Below are 15,820 nucleotides of genomic sequence, written 5' to 3' on the forward strand. Positions count from 1 at the left end.
TCATTGCCAGCCTGCCTCATTTCTAAAAACTGGATTCTGCTACCAGACACTCCCCTTTAGCTCAGTCGGTAGAGCAAGTGACTGTTAATCACTGGGTCGCAGGTTCGAGCCCTGCAGGGGGAGCCAATCTTTTCCTTTCCTTCCAATCTTACCAAATTTCGGTATATTTACGATCTTCTTAATAGACCCCGTAGATCCACATTTGTTTAGTCTTTTTATTATAATTTCCGTTATTTTATCCAAAATTTTAATATGAAAATCCCTGAAAAAGCTATGGTTACCAGGAAGGTTAGGGCGACTCTTCGCTAACGCTCAGACCGCGCTTCTACGGGTTCGCGCTCCGCGCTCATCCGGGCAAGCCCGGACTTAAAAAGCCCTTCGAATCGCTGTCGCGGCCTTTTATTTCGAAATTCCTTAGCGATCTTTGCGCCTTTGCGTGATCCAAAATTTGGCAGATTTGTTTTCACGCGAAGCCACTAAGAATAGAAGACTCCACTGGAAAAAGGACGATATTTCCCTCAAAACGACCTTTTTCCCCCCCTGATTTCGCATAACAAACCCGTTGTTAATCGAAATCAGGCAATTCGACTAAAAGCCCTATATATAACAATCGATAGAATATAAACATTTCCCTTATATAAGGCACTCATAAGTTTTTTCCCATTCATCATACCTAGATACACTTTCATCCCAAACTCATTGCGCAGGTGCTCAAATACTTGTATCTTCCTTAGTATGTCGCGTAAAATAGCACTGGCTGCCGTATCCATCCTTATCTTAGGTTTATTTGTTCTTTTGATACTTCCTTCCTCCTCGAAGGATACCGAGGCCGCTCATTCTCATTCACCAAAAAGCGGTTTTTCCGAAAGATTCTCTTCTTTATCCAATTTTTTAGGCATCGGCTCCAATTCTTCTTCAAACGACGAAGAAGGACTTATACCTGCTTCTCTTTTGAGAAATGAAACACCTGACAATTTATATTGGGTAGCTGTAGCAACTCCAAGAGATGCCGCAGAAATGAAAGCCCAGAATGAACTCCGAGAAGATTGGGCGGCTCTTTACGGAAAGATTTACTCCAATAAAGCAACTCGCAAAGAGATAGATGAGTATTTTACAGCTCAAATCAAACTACATGAAGATCAATTAGAACTATTGAAGATCATGGAGGATAGATATCCGGAACGTTTGAACGACGATTCGAGAAGAATGATCCTGGCCGGCAAAGAACTATATGCTAAAAAGTTAAAAAACGTAAAAGATGAATATGAAAAACACATAAACCAAAAATAGATTCGGAGAGAATTATGAATTATCGGTCAGTACGAAGGTCTGTATTCAGCTTCGTAGTATGTACGATGTTTTTCGCAGGAAGCGCATCCTTGTTTGCGGATCCTTATTGGGGAACATTCAAGAAGGATAGCTGTACGTCAATTTTCCCTGGCAAACGCCAGTATTCAGCAATCCTTTACGGGATCCCTTCGGGGCAAAGCTGGGAAACCACCTGCGCGAATATGGGAGCAACCATTAACGGCCAAGTATTTACTAAGCCTAGTCGTTGTAAGAACACTGGTTTGAATATGTGGGGAGAATTCGATGTACTCGACGACTCCTGCGAGGCAAACTGGTCCGCTACAGATGACGGTGGAGCTTATAACTGGACTCATAAGAATGATGGTTGCCAAACCTCTGGAACGTATGCGGGTAAAAGAAAATATTCTTCCCGTATTTGGAACGTTGTAGGCATCACCTGGGAAGCTGCTTGTGCGCAATTGCCGATCACCATCGCAGGTAAAACTTATACAACTCCAACTAAATGTGTAAACACCGGAACCACAGGAATGTGGGGAGAATGGTATGTTGCAGATTCAAGTTGTGAGTCCGCTCCAAAAGCGTATGCAAGAGGTGCTCAAGATTCTCTCAAAAGAACAGGAACTCTTTCAGGTTATGTGGATCTTCATACTCACCCAATGGCTCACCTAGGTTTCGGAGGAGTAATCTTCCATGGTGCTCCATATGGAGAACCGGCAACTGCACTCGCAGACTGCCCGAGTATGTCTAACGAAGGCCACTCTGCAGGACACTCCAGAGTAGAAGCAATCGTTCAAGACGATATTATTGGAGCTCTACTTTCTACGGCAAAACATGATAATAGAGGATACGCAAGTTTCCCTTATTGGCCTGCAAACAATAGTTACACTCACCAGACAATGTATTATGAGTGGGTTAAGCGTGCCTATGAAGGCGGCTTAAGAACTATGGTAGTTCTTGCTGTAAATGGTGATTATATGTTCGGAGCGACAGACAATGGTCTTCCGGATATTATCAAAGGGATCGCAATCGCAACTGATCCGATCTATGATCTAAACGACATGAACACTTTACGTCGTCAGACCCAAGCTGTATATGATATGCAAACTTGGATCGATCAGAAAAGTGGTGGAGCAGGGCTCGGTTGGTTCCGAATCGTAAAAACTCCTGCAGAAGCACAAAGTGTAATCGCTGCCGGTAAACTCGCAGTGGTATTAGGTGCAGAGGTAGATTACCTAGTAGATTGTACAACTACAACTTGTACTGATTCGATGATCACCCAAGGTGTTCAGGAAATGTATGACGCAGGTTTGCGTTATATCTTCCCAATTCACTTGAAAACCAACGGATTTGGCGGAGCAGGTCTCTATAATATCCTTGGAAGTGGAACCAAGTATGATTGTAAACATTACGGACAAGATTGTAATACCGCAGGTTTAACTTCTTACGGACCTAAGATCATGAAGGCCTTAATGAAAAAAGGTATGATCATAGATGTGGGCCATATGTCCGCAAGATCCTTGGAAGGAGCTTTAACTTATGCAGAACAACAAGCTTATCCAGGTATTGTTACAGGTCACACCGGCGTATATGATATGGCGAACAAAGGAAATCGTCATGAGGCAAACCCAACTGGTGCAGCACTCAAACGTATCATCGCTTTAGGTGGAATGATCGGACTAATCCCAGGACAAGGAAATCTGGATGAAGTAGGAGAGTGGAGACAAAATTCTGATGGTTCTTATATCTCTCACGCTTGTGGAGGAACCACCCAGACATTTGCACAATCCTATCAGTATCTTCGAAATCTGATCGGAGACCAAGCTTACGATGGAAGAATTTCTGTCGGGACCGACTTCAACGGATTCGCTCATATGCCTGGACCTCGGTACGGAACTCGTGCATGTCCTGGAGGAGTGTCTACGATCGCTCAACCTGATTCTGCTAAAGTAGGCTATCCTTTTGCTCCGGATGCTTCCATTAGAAAAGCTGCAACTCTTTCAGCTTTACCTTCTCTTGGAAAATATACATTCGGGAACAGGACATTCGACTTCAATACGGAAGGAGCTTCTCATATCGGGCTTATGCCGGACTTCTTTGAAGATTTAAGACAGCAAGGACTCAAACGTTCCGATCTGGAACCGGTTTATCGTTCCGCTGACTTCTTCAATACAATGTGGCAGAATGCGGTCACAAGAGGTGCAAGCATCCAATAAAGAAATCTAACGAAATAGATTTTTCTTAAGCCCGCCGAACCCTGCGGGCTTTTTTTTGTTTAAATAGAAATTTGAGAATCAGCCGGGTCCGTGAATACGTCTTAAGTTTTTCAACCCAACATATCTTTTAGAGTATTATAATTTGACCTGGATAAGGCAACTTCTGCGGAATCGCCAAGAAGGACTTTGAAATGATTTCCTTTTCCATGTAAGATCTTTTTTACTTCGGATAAATTGATAATAAATGATCTATGAGAACGAAAAAAATCCGAATTCAGTTCGGCGAGAACGGACTCCATTGTTTTGCGGATCAATTCTTTTCGCCCGGATTTGAGATGGATTTCCGTAAAATTACCGGAAGCCTCTAAATATAGAATATCCTGGAAACGGATCACTTCTATCATTCCGTCTTTTTTCAAGGAGATACTATTCTTACGCATAGAATCCGCCTTAGAAGCGGAAGCAGATTTCATACGATCTATTGCTGCAATAAATCTTTCTCTAGTGAATGGTTTTGCTACAAAATCCAAAACACCAAAATCAAATGCACTTACTGCATTTTGTTTATCGGAAGAGATCACAATTGTATAGAATGAATCTTTTTCAGGGAGTTTTAGTATCTCATAACCTGATTGCCCCTTTAGATTAATATCTAAAAGAAGAAGGTCGATTGGATTTTCCTTAATACTATAAAGAGCAGGAGTCAATTCATCGAATGTTTTGAGAGAGACTAGGCTTTTTCCAAATGCTTCTCTACAATAATGCTGGATGGTCCTTGCCATCAGCTTATCATCCTCAACTAGAACAGCTCTCACCATGCTTAGCGAGTTCTATAAGAAATTCTTAAATGGTCAATCTGAAATTTTCGTTCGAGGAAATAGAAGTGTGAATGTCGCACCTTGTCCAGGTTTACTTTCCAAACTGATCTTTGCATTCAATAGTTCTACTAATCTATGAACCGCATAAAGCCCAACTCCTGTAGAAGGTTCATTGCCAGTGGGCTTAGCTGAAAGTCGGGTGAATCTAGAGAACAAAAGTTTTTTATCCTCATCTGTGAATCCTTTTCCTTCATCACTGATCTGAATCTGTATGAAGTCACCATTATCTTTGATCAGTTTAGAATGTATGAATATAGAACCTCCAGGAGGAGAATATTTTACCGCATTTGAAACTAAATTGTCTAAAATACTTGCCACGGCTTTTCTATCAGAACGTATTTTAAGATCCTCCTTATCAAATTGGGTATGGAATTGAATACGTTTTAGAGAAGCTTGGTAATCAAAGTTTTGGATAGTAGATCTTATATAAGAATTAATATTAAAAATATCATAATCTATTTTAATATTCTCAAAGCCGGAAGCGGCAATTCCAACAAGATCGTCAATATGCCCTAAAATTTTTCTGGAAGAACTTTCTATATCAGTAAGGATCTCCTTCTTCTCCTTATCCGAAAATGATTTTAAGTTTTTGCGAAGGATCGTACTAATACTCATGATCCCAGAAAGTGGGCTTTTCAGATCATGAACTGCAATACTGATCATATCACTTTTATTTGTATCTTCTTCCCTTAGTCTTTCATTTAAACGAATGATCCTTTGGGTTTTAAGATAAGTATTTGCCAAAGTTAAGAAAGACACACGATCGAAAATTAAGATCAAAAACAAGGTAACAAGGGGGTTTTGCAAAAGTACAGGTTCTCGATTCCCGCTATAATAGATAAAACCGTATAAAATCGCATAATTGATCGTGTAGATAAAATATTTAGTATGATCCGGGAATCTAAACATGATTGCAACACTGAACATTGCGGTGGAAAAGAGAGAAATTTCGGGAAGTCTAGGAAATACCACAACTGTGATACAGGTCCCGGTTAAGGACAGGAGAAGTACCCCGATCCTACAAAGTAATTTGATCCGATCCAGATCCGCTCTATGCAAACGACCTGAATTCAAAAGAACATTCATTGTCAGAAAAACTGCATAAAAGACGAGATCAAATAAAACGAACGAATTGTCCTTAGCATCCGAAAACGCATCCACTAGATCATAGAATGCAAATGGTAGAATGATAATAGGAAGGATCAGGTAAACATATCTGAGTACGATCAGAATTTCGAGATAAGCGTTCCTTGTGAATACCGGAGCAAAATTCACGGAAGAAAGTATCTTTGCCTTTCTATACTGTCTGAGTGCAAAACGATAATTGAGCCCAAAAAGAAACCTAAGTAACGCCTGCATATTTCCAAATTTATCCCTTTCCCTTTTAAAAAACTCCCTTTTTTGTCCGATCATTCGATTTAGGAAAACTAGTGAAAAAACTTTGTCAAAAAGATGAATTAGAAAAGCCATAAATTCCAGAAAAAAGAATGTACTCATCTCCAAGAATACAAGCAATTATCATAGTACTACCTGTTCTAGTTTATAATTTTATGACTTAAGTACCGATTTTAATTCTTCTTTTGCTTTGCAAAAAGTACTAGAGCATGTTTTCAAATATTTATAACATTTTTCTAATAAATAGTTACAAAGAATTTGCATAACGGAGCATAATGTAATATACTGTTCGGCCGATGCTCACTAAGAAAAACGCATTACTGATTTCTTCTGCTTTTGTTCTAGTTATTCTCATTTTTATTTTCACGAGAAGTCAGGCCGGAGCCTCTCAATCCTCTTCCAAAAATATTTTTTCAGAAGGGTTCTCTCTCTTCTCCGGATTTATCGGTTCAGGAACTTCTTCTTCCTCCTATAACGAAGATAATGCAGTTGTATCTGCTTCTCTATTAAAGAGTGAAACACCGGATAATCTATATTGGGTGGCAGTTGCCACTCCTCAAGATGCAGGCGAAAAAAAAGCACAAGAAGAACTCTTAGAATCTTGGGCGACATTGTACGGAAAAATTTACTCCGGAAAAGCAACCCGGAAGGAAATTGATCAATATTATAAAGCACAGATAAAACTCCAGGAAGACCAACTGGAGTTATTGCGCTTAATGGAAGAAAGATATCCAGAGCGCCTTGATGACGAAAAACGCAGAATGATCCTAGCCGGCAAAGAACTGTACGGCCAAAAGCTGAAAAACGTAACCGAAGAATACAAAAAACATATAAACTAGTAAGTAGGGAGAGAAACGTATGAAAGCTCGGTTTTTACGAGGTCGTGCGTTAGGTGTCGTACTATTAGCTATCTTTGCTACGAGTACGTCCGTTTTCGGCGATCCATATTGGGGAACATTTAAGAAGGATAGTTGCACTGCAATTTTTCCAGGGAAACGTCAATATTCAGCGATCCTTTATGGGATCCCATCAGGACAGAGTTGGGAAACTACCTGTGCTAATATGGGAGCAACCATTAATGGCCAAGTATTTACTAAGCCAAGTCGTTGCAAAAATACCGGATTCAATATGTGGGGAGAATTCGATCTGATCGATGATTCTTGCGAAGCGAACTGGTCTGCACCGGACGAAGGCGGTATCTATAACTACACTCATAAGAATGACGGTTGTCAGTCTTCCGGCACTTATGCAGGTAAAAGAAAGTATTCTTCACGTTTATGGAATATAGTCGGCCTGACTTGGGAAGAAGCCTGTGCGAAGATGCCGATTACAATCGCAGGTAAAACCTATACTACACCTCATAGATGTGTGAATACAGGTGGAGCCACAGGAATGTGGGGAGAATGGTATGTTGCAGATTCAAGTTGTGAATCCGCTCCACAAGCATATAATAGAGGAGCTAACGATTCTCTTAAGAGAAGTGGAACTCTTCCAGGTTATGTAGATCTTCATACTCACCCAATGGCAAATTTAGGTTTTGGTGGAGTGATCTTCCATGGATCTCCATTCGGACCGGCTACAACTGCATTAGCAGATTGTCCTAGCACTTCAGATGAAGGTCATTCTGCTGGACACTCAAGAGTAGAAGCAATCGTTCAAGATGATATTATCGGGGCCTTATTAGGAACGGCTCGTCACGATAATAGAGGATATGCTGGCTTCCCTTATTGGCCTGCGAATAATAGCTACACTCACCAAACCATGTACTATGAATGGATCAAACGTGCCTATGAAGGCGGTATGAGAGCCATGGTAGTACTCGCGGTCAATGGTGACTATATGTTCGGAGCTACTGATAACGGACTTCCAGACATTATCAAAGGAATTGCGATCGCTACCGATCCGGTTTATGACCTGAACGACATGAACACTTTACGTAGACAAACCCAAGCAGTGTATGATATGCAAGCCTGGATCGATTCTCAAAGTGGCGGTCCTGGTCAGGGCTGGTTCCGTATCGTAAAAACTCCAGCAGAGGCGCAAAGTGTGATCTCTGGTGGTAAACTTGCAGTGGTCTTAGGAGCGGAAGTAGACTATCTAGTAGATTGTACAGGAAGTAACTGTAACGATTCAATGATCACCCAAGGTGTTCAAGAGTTGTATGATCTTGGATTACGTTATGTGTTCCCGATCCACTTGAAAACCAACGGATTCGGTGGAGCAGGTCTCTATAATATCCTAGGAAGTGGAACCAAGTATGATTGTAAACACTATGGACAGGATTGTAACACCGCTGGTTTAACTACTTATGGACAGAAGGTGCTAAGAGAGTTGATGAAGAAAGGAATGATCATCGACGTGGGCCATATGTCCGCCAAATCTTTGGACGGAGCGATCACTTTTGCTGAGCAACAATCATATCCGGGTATCGTAACTGGTCACACCGGCGTGTATGATATGGCAAATAAGGGAAATCGTCATGAGGCAAACCCTACAGGTGCTATACTCAAACGTATCAGTACCTTAGGTGGAATGATCGGGCTTATTACCGGACAAGGAAATCTGGAAGAAGTAAGTGAGTGGAGACAAAACAGTGACGGCTCTTATATCGCACACGCTTGCGGTGGAACTAGCCAAACATTCGCTCAGTCTTACCAATATCTCAAAAATCTAATAGGTGATCCTGCTTATGATGGAAGGATTGCTATCGGAACAGATTTTAACGGATTTGCTCATATGCCTGGACCTCGTTTCGGAACTCGTGCATGTCCTGGAGGAACTTCAGTCGTTGCACAACCTGAAACTTCTAAAGTAGGATATCCATTCACTCCGGATTCTTCCATTCGATTAGCGGCAACTCTTGCGGCTTCTCCTTCTCTTGGAAAATACTCCTTCGGGAATAGGACATTCGATTTTAATACGGAAGGTGCCTCCCATATAGGGCTTATGCCTGACTTCTTCGAAGACTTGAGACAGCAGGGACTTAAACGTTCCGACCTGGAACCAGTTTATAGATCCGCAGACTTCTTCACTACAATGTGGCAGAACGCGGTAAATAGGAGCGGAAGCATCCAGTAATTGAACAAGGGCCCGCTTCCGAGCGGGCCTTTTTGTATCTACAGCTCAAAAAGAAAAAGTTTGGCCTTTGGAACGAATAGAGAAGAATAGGTTCTAAGATAAAAAGAGCTTATTCTCCATGAGGCTTTTATTGAACCCCAAGACTCTAATATCCTTATTCCTCCTATTAACCGTAGCATGTTCCAACGGAGACACAGACTCCACCGATGATACAGCCGCTAGTTTACTTTACTCTGCTTACGGCTCTAGTTTTACCCCAGTACCAATTGGAGGCTGTGCTGATTCAGCAGTTCCGACTATAGTGACTGGAGGTTCCAATACATTCTCCGGAGCCAGCTATTATTATTATTTCTATTCTTTTACCGGAAATGGCGCAACAAATACCTTTAACGTTAGTTTTACAAGTGGGGAAGCCGACTTGTGGATCGGGACAGAAAATTCTGTGCTGATCCCAACGGATTTTAGTCAGGTAGAAGTTAGAAGTGAGAATATAGGGACCGAATCCTATTCCGGAGTAAGTACTACAAACGGTTCCACCCGTTGTCTGGTCATCCCGGTGACGGATGCAGGAACAATTACTTTGTCGGTTCAGTGATCCCGGTTAAACCATTCGATCTATTTAGGAAATTAAAAATTTCGCAAATTTTCTTCTTGCTTTCCTGAAATTAAAAATATACTTCCTCAGATTCTATTTTTGGAGCAAAACGAATGGAAGAAAGTTCAGGTTCAGGAATCGGTTTAGTTATAACCGCGATCGTCTATATTGCGATCCTCGGGGTATTCCTATTTTCCTTCTGGAAAATTTTCGAAAAAGCAGGCAGACCCGGTTGGGCAGGGATCATTCCAATTTATAACCTTTATGTGTTAATGGAAATCGTTGGAAGACCTGGTTGGTGGTTTATCCTATTTTTCGTTCCTTGCGTTGGTCTCGTTATCAGCATTCTTGTTGCTATCGATTTGGCTAAATCATTCGGTAAAACTGCAGGTTATGCGGTACTTTTCATTTTTGGAATTGGATATCCAATACTAGCATTCTCTGATTCAAAATATGTGGGACCAGCTGCGAAATCAGCTTAAGGGTTTTTTAATATTAGAAGCCGGACCCACAGGCGGTCCGGTTTCTAATCCCATATTTCGATTACTTTTTACTATTTCATTATCTTTAATCGTATTTCTTGTCCTAGCCATTTTAATTTCTTTTCAACTTCCATTAGAGACCGAATCGGAACATTGGTTCACGATCTGTTGGTGGAAACAGTTAACAGGTTGGGATTGTCCAGGCTGTGGGCTGACTAGATCCGTGATTTGTTTTTTTAGAGGGGATTTTTCCGGGTCCTGGAACTATCATCCATTCGGAATTCCAATCGCCATTTTAGGGACTTCCGGTTTTATCATCCGATGGAATCTAGGCAAACAAGTATGGAGAAAAATTTTAGAAAATCGTTTTACTGAAGTTTTTGCCTATTTAGGAGTTATTTCAATTTTTGTTTGGTACTATATCAAACATTTCTATTAAAATAACTCATCATCGTCCGCAGGTGGAGTCGCCGCTCTAGAAGAAGTTTCAGACTTAGGATTCGCAGTTTTCTTTTGGGTTTCTCCACTTCCTGATTTAGAAAGATATTCTATTTTTCCTTCTGCTTCCGCAAGGATAGATTGGCAAAGTGTTCTAAGCTCCATTCCTCTTTCATAAGATTTGATGGATTCTTCTAAGGTCAATTGTCCTCTTTCCAAATTTTCGGCGATCTGCTCCAATTCGGTTAAGGCCTGTTCAAAACTGATTTCTGTTTTTTTGCTCATTATATTTCACCTTGGTAAGAAACCCGAATCCTACCTTCCGCCAAAATGACCTCTAGTTCTTCCTCTTTCTCCAATTGTGCCGGAGATGTAACGACTTTTTTTCCTTTCTTACGGACCACAGAATATCCTCTTTTTAAGGTGCCTAAAGGAGAAAAACCTTCCAATTTTCCCGAGAGAAGTTGGAACTCCTTCTTCTTTCTTTCCAACTGGGTTTTAAAAGAAGTAATAAGCCCGGTAGATACCGGATTAAATTTGTTCTGGGCGCTCATTAGATAATTTTTGCCCAATAGATGTATTCTGGAATTGATCTCATCCAATTGCAAAATACGATCATTCAACATGGATTTAGGATCTAAGAATGTTTTGTTATTCGTCAGTATTCTAAGCTTTTCTTTCAGATTGTTTGCCTGATTTTTTAAAGCAGTTTTTAGCCTAACTTCGAATTCTGAAAGCCCCGATTCTACAAGTTCCATTTCAGGTACTGCCATTTCCGCTGCAGCCGTAGGAGTAGGTGCAAAATGGTCCGCCGCCAAATCGGAAAGAACTGAATCAATCTGGTGGCCAACCGCAGATATAATCGGAACACGGCTTTGTGCAAATGCGAGTACCACTTTTTCGTCATTAAAAGCCATTAGGTCTTCCGTACTTCCGCCACCTCGACCTGCAATGATCAGATCCACGTCCCACTTAGGATCATTCAACTGTTTAATTGCAGAAATAATGGATTCAGGTGCTCCGTCTCCTTGTACAAGGCATGGAGAGATCAAAATATCTATATTAGGAAATCTTTGTTTAGAGATACGGATAATATCTTCGATTGCTGCTCCTGTAGGGGAAGTGGCAACACCAATCCTCCACGGAAACGCTGGGAGTTTCCTTTTTCTTTCCGGATCGAATACTCCCTGAGCAGCAAGTTTTCTTTTTAATTCTTCTATCTGAAGCAGAAGGTCTCCTTGTCCCAACTCTTCTACTTTAGAAATATTTAAATTATATTGTCCCCTAGGTTCGTAAACGGAGATTGCACCGAATGCCTTTATCTCCATTCCATTTTCCAAAGGTTTCCCCTTATATCTTCCATTGCTATAAGAGAAAAAAGTGCAAGCGATCAGGGATTTTGGATCTTTTAGGTTAAAATAAATATGGCCCTGATGAGATTTGGAATAATTAGAGATCTCTCCTTGGATCCAGATATTTCTAAGAATATCCGGACCAGTTAGAAGTTGTTTAACGATTGAATTGATTTCCGAAACGGAATATGTTTTTGTTTCTTCCATCCGAAATTAACTAGCGAAAAAATCTTTTCTGTATAATTTCCAGAAGTCCCAAAGGATCACAACCATTGTGACAGCAACCGGTCCTAAAACCAGACCCATAATCCCGAATTCTTGGATCCCCCCGATCAAAGATAAGAAGATCAACAAAGGGTGTATCCTAAGTTTTTTATCCAACATCTTAGGTTTTACAACATTCTCTAGAACTATATACAAGGTGAGCCCCATTACCATAAATAAGCTCGCACCTATGATATTATTCTCAATAAACATCAAATAAAGACCGATCGGCAACCAAACCACCGAGGTTCCAATCACCGGAATCAAAGAGAAGAATGCTGCAAGACTCGCATATAAGAAAGGGTTGGAAATTTTTGCGAACAAAAGAAGAATATAAACTCCAGCCCCTTGCATAATGGAAACAATCAGATTTCCTTTAAATACAGTCTGTACAGCAGAGGCTATCTTTCTACCTACTTGCTCTTCTACCTCAGTGGAGAAGGGTAGATTGTCCAAGATGAATCTTTCTATCTTTCTTCCGTCTTGGTAGAAGAAGAACAAAAGTAAAAGTGAGAAGAATAGATTCATGATAATTCCGGCAGGAAGATCGATGGAACCTAAAATAAAAGAAGAAGCATTGCTCAAAACAGCATACAAGCTGTCCAAGTTCAAAATATCTATATAGTTCTTAGCAAAATCCCCGTAGATTTCAGGAAGTTTTACCCAGAAGAAAGGATTATCGGTAAAAAGATCAGTGAGTATATTCAAACTCATGATCGTATCTATGATCTTATCTTCCGAAAGAGAGATCCTGATCTTAAATAAAATAGAAAGAGATTCTTCAATCAGAGTACGGATCATAAAATAAGAAGGTAAAATTACGATCATACAAACGGAGCCGATCATAATGTAAGGGGCCAATGGATCGAACTTGGGGCCAACCAATCTTCTCAACTGTTTGTATTGTTTGCGAGTGGCTAGGTATAGGATCAAAGCAACGAGTGCGGAATAAAAATATGGTCGTAAAACTACGAAGAGTAAGAGTCCTGTCCCGATACAGAATATACCTAAGATCAGGTTGAAAAGTTTTCGGTTGGTTTCCTGTCCTTCTTTGGGGGACATCAAAATCCTCCGTTCGTAGTTTTCTGGAATAATTTTACGATACTTCCTTTTTCTTCGGGATGGATAGTGATAGCGAGAACCTTATGTCGAAGAATATCCACCAAATATAAACTTTTCTCCTCAGATTTTTGGCTTTGTAAAATTTTATGACCAAAACTGGAGATCAGATATTCATAATATCTCTCCATAGTGGTTTTTGGAAGAGAAGTTTTAAAAACTACAACCGCTTCTTTATTCTCCAGAAGGCGATCCGCTTTTAATTCGGTAAAAAACAATACCTCTGAATCATCCGGAACAAAATTACTAGGAATGGAAGAAGGCGCCTTATACGGTTTTTCCACTATAGTAAGTTGGTTATGCCTGAAAATTTTAGGTCTATCCTTGACCTTTTTGGTTTTTACAGGATCAGGACTCATCAAATCGGGCAATTTGGTATCCTGAGCAAAAAGAGAAAGATTCCCGATCAGTAAAAATACTAGAACCGAACCGAGGACTTGCGAGAAACTGCGGCCTTCCACGAAATTTAGTTGAATCTAACGCTTCCCCCTTGACAATCCTTTTCTAGATGCAATTCGCCGGATTCGATTTTTATATCCAAACTCTATTGGATTGGGTATCCGGTCTGCCTAGCGCCCTGGTCTGGTTTTTTTTCGCATTTTCCAATTTTACTGAAAACGTTTTTCCTCCTTGGCCAGGAGATACTGTTACTGCATTCGGAGGATTTTTACTCGCAAGAGGTGCCTTAAGTTTTTGGGAACTGGTCTCTAGCACCTTAGTTGGAAATCTTGCAGGTGCCTGGGTAATGTATGCATTCGGCCATAAGCTTCTCGAGTGGCTGAAGAATAAAAACTTTCCATTCAAATCAGAACTTTATAACGAAGAATCGATTCAAAAAACCTTGGATTGGTTTTCCAGAAATGGAGTGGTTGTAGTAATCTTCTCTAGATTCTCCGCAGGAATACGATTCTTTGTTTCTATCGTCGCTGGAATGGTGGATATGAGGCCTGTTTTGTTTTTCTCCGCATTCACATTAGCAGTCACTATTTGGTGTGGGATACTGATCTATGGTGGATTTTACCTAGGATCTCATTGGGAGAAGGTCCTGGAATTTTTAGCTTTGTATAATAAAATTTTTACAGGCTTCTTTGTGACCGCAGTTCTTGGATTTATAATCTACAAAAAGTTTTTCGAAAGAAGAAAGGAAGCCTAGGCTTCCAAAACTTCTTTTAAAGTTTTTACAAACTTTTTATGAATTGATTCTGTTTCTTTAGGAAGTTCTAATTTTTTAGCAAGCTCCAATAAAACATTCGGTTCTATCACTTTTCCTTCGAACCATTGTCCTGCCATATCTCCTGAAATTTTTAAAACAGAAGAAAGATCTAAAATTTCTCTTTCTACCATCACAAGTGCAAAACCTAAAGCGCCATCTGTAGGAATATACGGCGCTATTCCTTCCGTCTTCCAAGGATCTAAACCGGTTGGAAGTGCACTTCTTACATTCCATTTCATTTCGTCGGAAGGAGGCCCTAGTTCCGTTTTATTAATTAGAACCAATTGAACAGGATTGATATTTCCATGGATCCTATGATTTTCTTCCGCAAGTTCTCGGATTAACTTAGCATTATCCCGTGTAATAGCATCTCTTCCTAAAAAGTTCAGCTTATAAAGATAATCTTCTAATTCTTTCCCTTGTAATGCTCCAGTCAGGATAAACTGATACAAAATAAAAATCAGATAATCACTTTCAGTATTGTCCCCAAGCAAAATCTCTTTTGAGTTTGTAGGAAGATAGATCCTATCCCTAAGAAGGATCGTAAGTTTATACGCCAATTGATCGAATAAACTTTGGAAAGAAGATCCTGCAAATTTACGAACCCTCTCCACAGCCCCCCAAAGACCTTCTGTTAGAAATCTAGTAGGATGGGAAAGAGTGTCCCAAAACTTATCCACCATTCCTTTTAAAGTACCTTCTAAATACTTTAAATGAAGTGATTCGGTTTTTACACCTTGGGTCCTGAATGTAGAAAGTAGGGTCCTTCGGAAAAAATGAGGACTTGCAGAAATAAAACAAAGAGGAGAATCTGTCGTAGCTTCTCTCAATTCCTTAAATAAGGTAGGCATTCCAGGCAAAGGTAATTTCTGCTCAGGCGTTTCGAATAATGTGGAAATTTTTCCCTTATTGGAATGGATATCCGTAGCAAGATAAGTCTGGTCGATATCGGAAGTAGTTACGATCCCCGTATATTCTTCAGATAAAATACGTAATGCACCCATTCCAATCAAACTTTGGGAGACTAACTCATGTTTGCCGGGGGTGTTTAAGTAAGCCAGATCTTTTCCGAACTGTCTATAAGAATCAGGTTTTAAGAAATGAATATGAAATGTATAATTTCCCGGAGCCAAAGGAAAGGTAAACTCATGAAAGAAAAATCCACTTTCGTCTCCTCTGATCTCAGGAGAACGATGTAATACCTTACCGGATTGGTCCACAATCTCCGCGAGAAGGATAGGCTTACGCACTGACTCGAGTCCATAGTCTAAAAATGGAGTGATCTCTTTTTCTTGTCCTTGGAATAATCCCGTAAGAAGGTCCCATTTTTTAGGATCCGTCATTTCTTCGCTGACGGAGATATCCACTACTTGGCCTCTGATATAATAACGGTTTTCTCTGCCGAGAGTTCCTCCGCAAATTGCGGCCCTACGTTTCTCGGTATTCTTGGAAATTTTGCGTTCTGTTTCTTCCGTCACAAGC

Annotated in this window: 15 protein-coding genes and 1 tRNA gene; 9 read left to right on the forward strand and 7 right to left on the reverse strand. The window is 40.4% G+C overall.

All coding sequences use genetic code 11. The annotated features are described in order from the left end of the window. Nucleotides 1–50 precede the first annotated feature (50 nt). The 3 genes from EHO65_RS13920 to EHO65_RS13930 all read left to right on the forward strand — a co-directional run bounded on the left by EHO65_RS13920 (nt 51) and on the right by EHO65_RS13930 (nt 3,524). Nucleotides 51–126 (forward strand) — tRNA-Asn (locus EHO65_RS13920). 609 nt (nt 127–735) lie between these two features. Then, nucleotides 736–1,290, forward strand: a complete 555-nt coding sequence (locus EHO65_RS13925; protein ID WP_135775184.1) for a hypothetical protein — start codon at nt 736–738, stop codon at nt 1,288–1,290. 14 nt (nt 1,291–1,304) lie between these two features. Next, complete coding sequence (locus EHO65_RS13930) at nt 1,305–3,524, forward strand: membrane dipeptidase (RefSeq protein ID WP_135775185.1); 2,220 nt, start codon at nt 1,305–1,307, stop codon at nt 3,522–3,524. Between the two features lie 110 nt (nt 3,525–3,634). Here the strand turns inward: EHO65_RS13930 and EHO65_RS13935 are convergent, their stop codons facing one another. Together EHO65_RS13935 and EHO65_RS13940 are read right to left on the reverse strand one after the other, a co-directional pair. Next, a complete protein-coding gene (locus tag EHO65_RS13935) occupies nt 3,635–4,342 on the reverse strand; it encodes a LytR/AlgR family response regulator transcription factor (RefSeq protein ID WP_100711685.1) in 708 nt (235 codons plus the stop codon). A 33-nt stretch (nt 4,343–4,375) separates the two neighbouring features. Next, nucleotides 4,376–5,761: a sensor histidine kinase gene (locus EHO65_RS13940; protein ID WP_244243533.1), complete on the reverse strand. Its 1,386-nt coding sequence runs from the start codon at nt 5,759–5,761 to the stop codon at nt 4,376–4,378. A 332-nt stretch (nt 5,762–6,093) separates the two neighbouring features. Between EHO65_RS13940 and EHO65_RS13945 the strand changes: the two genes are divergently transcribed. From EHO65_RS13945 to EHO65_RS13965, 5 genes are all read left to right on the forward strand, one after another. After that, on the forward strand, nt 6,094–6,636 hold the full coding sequence (locus EHO65_RS13945) for a hypothetical protein (protein WP_135775187.1): 543 nt from the start codon (nt 6,094–6,096) through the stop codon (nt 6,634–6,636). A 19-nt stretch (nt 6,637–6,655) separates the two neighbouring features. After that, on the forward strand, nt 6,656–8,875 hold the full coding sequence (locus EHO65_RS13950) for a membrane dipeptidase (RefSeq protein ID WP_135775188.1): 2,220 nt from the start codon (nt 6,656–6,658) through the stop codon (nt 8,873–8,875). A gap of 118 nt (nt 8,876–8,993) precedes the next feature. Further along, on the forward strand, nt 8,994–9,470 hold the full coding sequence (locus tag EHO65_RS13955; protein WP_135775189.1) for a hypothetical protein: 477 nt from the start codon (nt 8,994–8,996) through the stop codon (nt 9,468–9,470). Nucleotides 9,471–9,583: 113 nt separating this feature from the next. Then, nucleotides 9,584–9,952 carry a DUF5684 domain-containing protein gene (locus EHO65_RS13960; protein WP_135775190.1) on the forward strand — a complete coding sequence of 123 codons (369 nt, stop codon included), beginning with the start codon at nt 9,584–9,586 and terminating at the stop codon, nt 9,950–9,952. After that, nucleotides 9,924–10,391, forward strand: a complete 468-nt coding sequence (locus EHO65_RS13965; protein WP_135775191.1) for a DUF2752 domain-containing protein — start codon at nt 9,924–9,926, stop codon at nt 10,389–10,391. Before EHO65_RS13960 ends, EHO65_RS13965 begins: the two co-directional genes overlap by 29 nt. Here the strand turns inward: EHO65_RS13965 and EHO65_RS13970 are convergent. Genes EHO65_RS13970 through EHO65_RS13985 form a run of 4 tightly spaced genes read right to left on the reverse strand, consistent with a single transcriptional unit; the run spans nt 10,388 to nt 13,496 of the window. After that, a complete protein-coding gene (locus EHO65_RS13970; protein WP_135775192.1) occupies nt 10,388–10,675 on the reverse strand; it encodes an exodeoxyribonuclease VII small subunit in 288 nt (95 codons plus the stop codon). The genes EHO65_RS13965 and EHO65_RS13970 overlap by 4 nt on opposite strands. Beyond that, a complete protein-coding gene (gene xseA / locus EHO65_RS13975; protein ID WP_135775193.1) occupies nt 10,675–11,949 on the reverse strand; it encodes an exodeoxyribonuclease VII large subunit in 1,275 nt (424 codons plus the stop codon). The genes EHO65_RS13970 and xseA overlap by 1 nt, the downstream gene beginning before the upstream one ends. A 6-nt stretch (nt 11,950–11,955) precedes the next feature. Then, a complete protein-coding gene (locus tag EHO65_RS13980) occupies nt 11,956–13,068 on the reverse strand; it encodes an AI-2E family transporter (protein WP_135775194.1) in 1,113 nt (370 codons plus the stop codon). Then, nucleotides 13,068–13,496 (reverse strand): hypothetical protein, encoded by a 429-nt coding sequence (locus EHO65_RS13985; RefSeq protein ID WP_244243534.1) that lies wholly within the window; start codon nt 13,494–13,496, stop codon nt 13,068–13,070. Before EHO65_RS13985 ends, EHO65_RS13980 begins: the two co-directional genes overlap by 1 nt. A 137-nt stretch (nt 13,497–13,633) precedes the next feature. Here EHO65_RS13985 and EHO65_RS13990 point away from each other — a divergent pair, with 137 nt between their 5' ends. Next, nucleotides 13,634–14,278 carry a DedA family protein gene (locus tag EHO65_RS13990; protein WP_135775196.1) on the forward strand — a complete coding sequence of 215 codons (645 nt, stop codon included), beginning with the start codon at nt 13,634–13,636 and terminating at the stop codon, nt 14,276–14,278. Here EHO65_RS13990 and EHO65_RS13995 read toward each other — a convergent pair. After that, nucleotides 14,275–15,816: a phosphatase domain-containing protein gene (locus tag EHO65_RS13995; RefSeq protein WP_135775197.1), complete on the reverse strand. Its 1,542-nt coding sequence runs from the start codon at nt 15,814–15,816 to the stop codon at nt 14,275–14,277. The genes EHO65_RS13990 and EHO65_RS13995 overlap by 4 nt on opposite strands. Between the last annotated feature and the right edge of the window lie 4 nt (nt 15,817–15,820).

Origin of the sequence: Leptospira andrefontaineae, from assembly GCF_004770105.1 — a bacterium.
In the GTDB taxonomy this organism is placed as follows: domain Bacteria; phylum Spirochaetota; class Leptospiria; order Leptospirales; family Leptospiraceae; genus Leptospira_B; species Leptospira_B andrefontaineae.

Coding starts and splice junctions, on each gene's coding strand:
- EHO65_RS13925 (WP_135775184.1), top strand. CDS start 736: ATGTCGCGTAAAATAGCACTGGCTGCCGTATCCATCCTTATCTTAGGT.
- EHO65_RS13935 (WP_100711685.1), bottom strand. CDS start 4,342: ATGGTGAGAGCTGTTCTAGTTGAGGATGATAAGCTGATGGCAAGGACC.
- EHO65_RS13940 (WP_244243533.1), bottom strand. CDS start 5,761: ATGCAGGCGTTACTTAGGTTTCTTTTTGGGCTCAATTATCGTTTTGCA.
- EHO65_RS13950 (WP_135775188.1), top strand. CDS start 6,656: ATGAAAGCTCGGTTTTTACGAGGTCGTGCGTTAGGTGTCGTACTATTA.
- EHO65_RS13990 (WP_135775196.1), top strand. CDS start 13,634: ATGCAATTCGCCGGATTCGATTTTTATATCCAAACTCTATTGGATTGG.
- EHO65_RS13965 (WP_135775191.1), top strand. CDS start 9,924: ATGTGGGACCAGCTGCGAAATCAGCTTAAGGGTTTTTTAATATTAGAA.
- EHO65_RS13930 (WP_135775185.1), top strand. CDS start 1,305: ATGAATTATCGGTCAGTACGAAGGTCTGTATTCAGCTTCGTAGTATGT.
- EHO65_RS13945 (WP_135775187.1), top strand. CDS start 6,094: ATGCTCACTAAGAAAAACGCATTACTGATTTCTTCTGCTTTTGTTCTA.
- EHO65_RS13970 (WP_135775192.1), bottom strand. CDS start 10,675: ATGAGCAAAAAAACAGAAATCAGTTTTGAACAGGCCTTAACCGAATTG.
- EHO65_RS13955 (WP_135775189.1), top strand. CDS start 8,994: ATGAGGCTTTTATTGAACCCCAAGACTCTAATATCCTTATTCCTCCTA.
- EHO65_RS13980 (WP_135775194.1), bottom strand. CDS start 13,068: ATGTCCCCCAAAGAAGGACAGGAAACCAACCGAAAACTTTTCAACCTG.
- xseA (WP_135775193.1), bottom strand. CDS start 11,949: ATGGAAGAAACAAAAACATATTCCGTTTCGGAAATCAATTCAATCGTT.
- EHO65_RS13960 (WP_135775190.1), top strand. CDS start 9,584: ATGGAAGAAAGTTCAGGTTCAGGAATCGGTTTAGTTATAACCGCGATC.